Origin of the sequence: Ruminococcus sp., from assembly GCF_017650195.1 — a bacterium.
Lineage (GTDB): Bacteria > Bacillota > Clostridia > Oscillospirales > Ruminococcaceae > Ruminococcus.
Window position 1 is genome coordinate 1 of record NZ_JAGCFH010000224.1, and the last position, 3835, is coordinate 3835.

2 protein-coding genes are annotated in these 3835 nt (G+C 45.2%); both read left to right on the forward strand.

What is annotated here, in order from left to right; genetic code table 11:
- A partial coding sequence (locus J6U00_RS10270; RefSeq protein ID WP_296581562.1) for a carbohydrate binding domain-containing protein occupies nucleotides 1-2532 on the forward strand: 2532 nt, incomplete at its 5' end.
- Between the two features lie 268 nt (nucleotides 2533-2800).
- Nucleotides 2801-3733 (forward strand): cysteine synthase A, encoded by a 933-nt coding sequence (cysK, locus tag J6U00_RS10275; protein WP_296581564.1) that lies wholly within the window; start codon nucleotides 2801-2803, stop codon nucleotides 3731-3733.
- Nucleotides 3734-3835 lie beyond the last annotated feature (102 nt).

Below are 3835 nucleotides of genomic sequence, written 5' to 3' on the forward strand. Positions count from 1 at the left end.
GCAGAGTATGATAACTTCCTCTATGACGTAACAGAGAGCCTTCTTCCTTTCATAAAGGAAAACTACTCTGTAAAGGAAGGCAGAGAGAATACAGCTATCACAGGTTTCTCAATGGGTGGTCGTGAGGCTATCTACTGCGGACTTATGCGCCCTGATGTATTCGGTTACGTAGGCGGCGCCTGCCCTGCACCTGGTATCACACCCGGTTCGGATATGTATATGACACATCCCGGCTGTATGCAGGAGAGCGAAATGAAGTTCAGAGACGTTGGTCCTGAGCCTGAAGTCTTCATGATAACCGGAGGTACAAATGATGGTACTGTAGGAACATTCCCGAAGCAGTACAGCGATATTCTCACAAGAAATGGCGTAAATCATGTTTACCAGTCTATTCCTGGCGGTGGACACGGTGCTGATTCAGTTAAGCCTCACCTCTACACATTCTTCAGGTATGCTTTCAAGGGCGATGAAAGCAGTGCAGAAGTAACTACAACAACTACATCTGCAACAACTACAACCACTACTACAACAAAGCCGGTCACCACAACAACAGTTACAACTATCAAGCAGCTCGATCCTAAGGATGAGCTTGATGCAAAGGTAACCAAGTGGGGCGACGTTAACTGTGACGGCACAATTGATATGGGTGACGCTGTAGCTATCATGCAGGCACTTGCTAACCCCAACAAGTATCAGCTTTCTGAGCAGGGCGCTGCAAACGCTGACGTTTATGAGGCAGGTAGCGGAGTAACTGCTAATGATGCAAATACTATCCAGAAGTATCTGCTGGGTCTTATAAAGTCGCTTCCTGAGAGCTATTCGTCAAATCTAAACACTTCAACCACAACCACAACAACTACTACAACATCAGAGCTTCCTGAAACAGTTACAACAACTACGACTGCTCCTGTATCGGAGGGTTCATTGAATGAGAGCTTTGATTCCGGTATTGGTGACTGGACAGGAAGAGGTTCAGCTTCAGTTGCGGTATCGGATACTGCATATTACGGTGCTTCGGGTCAGTCGCTTTATGTTACTGACAGAAATTCTGAATGGAACGGTGCAGCAATCACCCTCGGTTCAGATTTCAAGGCGGGTCAGACTTACAGTGTAAGTTTAGCAGCTCTCCAGCTTTCTGGCAGCGATGCAACTATCCAGATATCTCTCCAGCAGGGCGGTAACGGTGGCGGAAGCGCTGTATATACATCTATCGCCAAGGAGACCTGCAAGAGCGGCGAGTGGACAAAGATAGAGAATACCTCATTCACTATCCCTGATAACGAGGGAGATATGATACTCTATGTCGAGACTGTTGAGTCCTCAGGCGATCTTATGGATTTCTACATCGACAATGTTCTGGTTGCAGCTGAGGGTACAGCATCATCGGTCGTAACAGGAGGCGAGGGCAAGGTGCCTGAGATAATCATTCCTGAGAAGCCCGATATCGACACCTCAAAGTGGGATAGCTATAAGGAAACAGCTTCTTCACAGGAAATCGACTTCTACAAGAGCTCGATAAAGCATTTTGGCAATACTTACAGACTTGACAGCAAGCTTGCAGCAGCCGAAGCAGGTCAGTCCCTTACAATAGCATACCTTGGTGGTTCTATCACAGAGGGCAAGAATTATACTTCACCCTTCTCAAATTATGTAAAGTCTACATTTGCAAAGGGCAGCTTCAAGGAAATAAATGCAGGTCTTTCGGGAACATCTTCAGTTGTAGGACTTGTCCGCAGCGAGCAGGAGATAGTTTCACAGAAGGCTGATATTATCTTCCTTGAATTCTCTGTAAACGACCATGAGGATATCATGTACAAGAAGTGCTTCGAGAGCTGTATCAAGAAGTTCCTTGATATGCCTAACGAGCCTGCTGTAATTGTACTTATCACAAGAGCACAGGGCGGCTTCTCAAGCCAGTCACAGATGTATCCTATAGGCAAGAACTTTGATATTCCTGTTATCAGTATGGACGACGCTCTCACAAAGGCATTTAGCAACGGCTTCCTTAAGACAAGTGACTACTTCTCAGACGAGTACCACCCGCATCAGAAGGGCGGACAGCTTATTGCTGACTGTCTCGCATACTACTTCCGTCAGGCTATGAAGAGCGAGAACCTTTCAGCATCCTACGAACTTCCTACAAAGGCTGTATACGGTATGGAGTATGCAGACTGCGTAAACGTTAATCCTAAGGACCTTGATAATTTCAGCGCAGGTTCATGGACATCAGGTTCAGGATATAACGGAAGCAAGTCGCTGAACTACTCATACACGCTCAATGGCGGAAATCCCATGAAGTTCAAGACTACAGGAAAGGGTCTCATCATTGTATTCAAGGCTAACAGCAGCGGAATGGGCAGCATAAATGTTACTGTAAACGGAAAGACCACAAAGGTTAACGGAAACAAGCAGTACACATGGGGCGGTCCTGATGCAGAGCTTGGATACTATCAGGATACTACCGGAGAGCTTGATGTTTCTATCACAGGAAGCGGCAGCTTTACTATCTGGGGCATCGGTCTTATAAAGTAAAGAACTTTCATAGTTCAATATATTATAATTGAGAAAAAACGGATAAAACGGCGGTCAAGATACTGCTGTTTTATCCGTTTTAATTTATCTGGATTTATTTTTTGTATGCTCAGCACTAAGGTTAGGGAATTTATTGAGCTATAGGCACAGACTATAGCTCAGGATAAACAAAAAGAATATTCAAAGGTATTGATTTTGTGCTCAGACAGGTATATAATATACTTAACAGATAGGAATTATAGTTTGCTATCAGAAGGAGGAAATTAATATGTCAAATATTTATAAGGGCGCTACAGGTCTTATCGGTAATACTCCCCTTGTGGAGTTCACAAACATTGAAAAGTCACAGAAACTTGAAGCAACTGTGCTTGCGAAGCTTGAATACTTCAATCCCGCAGGAAGCGTAAAGGACAGGATTGCACTTGCCATGATTGAGGACGCTGAAAAAAGAGGAGTTCTCAAGCAGGGCTCAACTATCATTGAGCCTACATCAGGAAATACAGGTATCGGTCTTGCATCTATTGCAGCTGCCAAGGGTTATAAGATAATCCTTACAATGCCAGAGACCATGAGCGTTGAGAGAAGGAATATCCTCAAGGCTTACGGAGCTGAGATAGTTCTCACAGAAGGCTCAAAGGGCATGAAGGGAGCTATCGCAAAGGCTGAGGAGCTTGCAAAGGAAACTCCAAACAGCTTCGTTCCCGAGCAGTTCGAGAACCCAGCAAACCCCGAGATACACAGGCTTACAACAGGTCCCGAGGTATGGAAGGATACTGACGGAAAGATTGATATCTTCGTTGCAGGTGTAGGTACCGGCGGTACAGTAACAGGTACAGGCGAATATCTCAAATCGCAGAACCCCAATGTTACGGTTGTTGCAGTTGAGCCCAAGGATTCTCCCGTGCTTTCAAAGGGTACGGCAGGTCCTCACAAGATACAGGGTATCGGTGCAGGATTTGTTCCGAAAACTCTCAATACAGATGTATATGACGAGGTAATAGCAGTTTCCAATGACGATTCGTTCGAGACCTCAAAGCTCATTGCAAAGCAAGAGGGCATACTTGTTGGTATTTCTGCCGGCGCAGCTTATTATGCAGCCTTAGAGCTTGCAAAGAGACCCGAAAACAAGGGCAAGACTATTGTTGCTCTGCTTCCAGACAGCGTTGACAGATATTACTCAACCGATCTTTTCGCTAACTAATCAAACAATAAGGCCGATATTACCGGAACAATGACGCTTATCGACAAAACCGAAGCAATCAAGAAATTATCCCTGGCAGCTCTTCCTACTCCGATTTTTGAA

Bases quoted from the DNA above. Each gene is read 5' to 3' on its own strand.
- cysK (WP_296581564.1), top strand. From the start codon at position 2,801: ATGTCAAATATTTATAAGGGCGCTACAGGTCTTATCGGTAATACTCCC.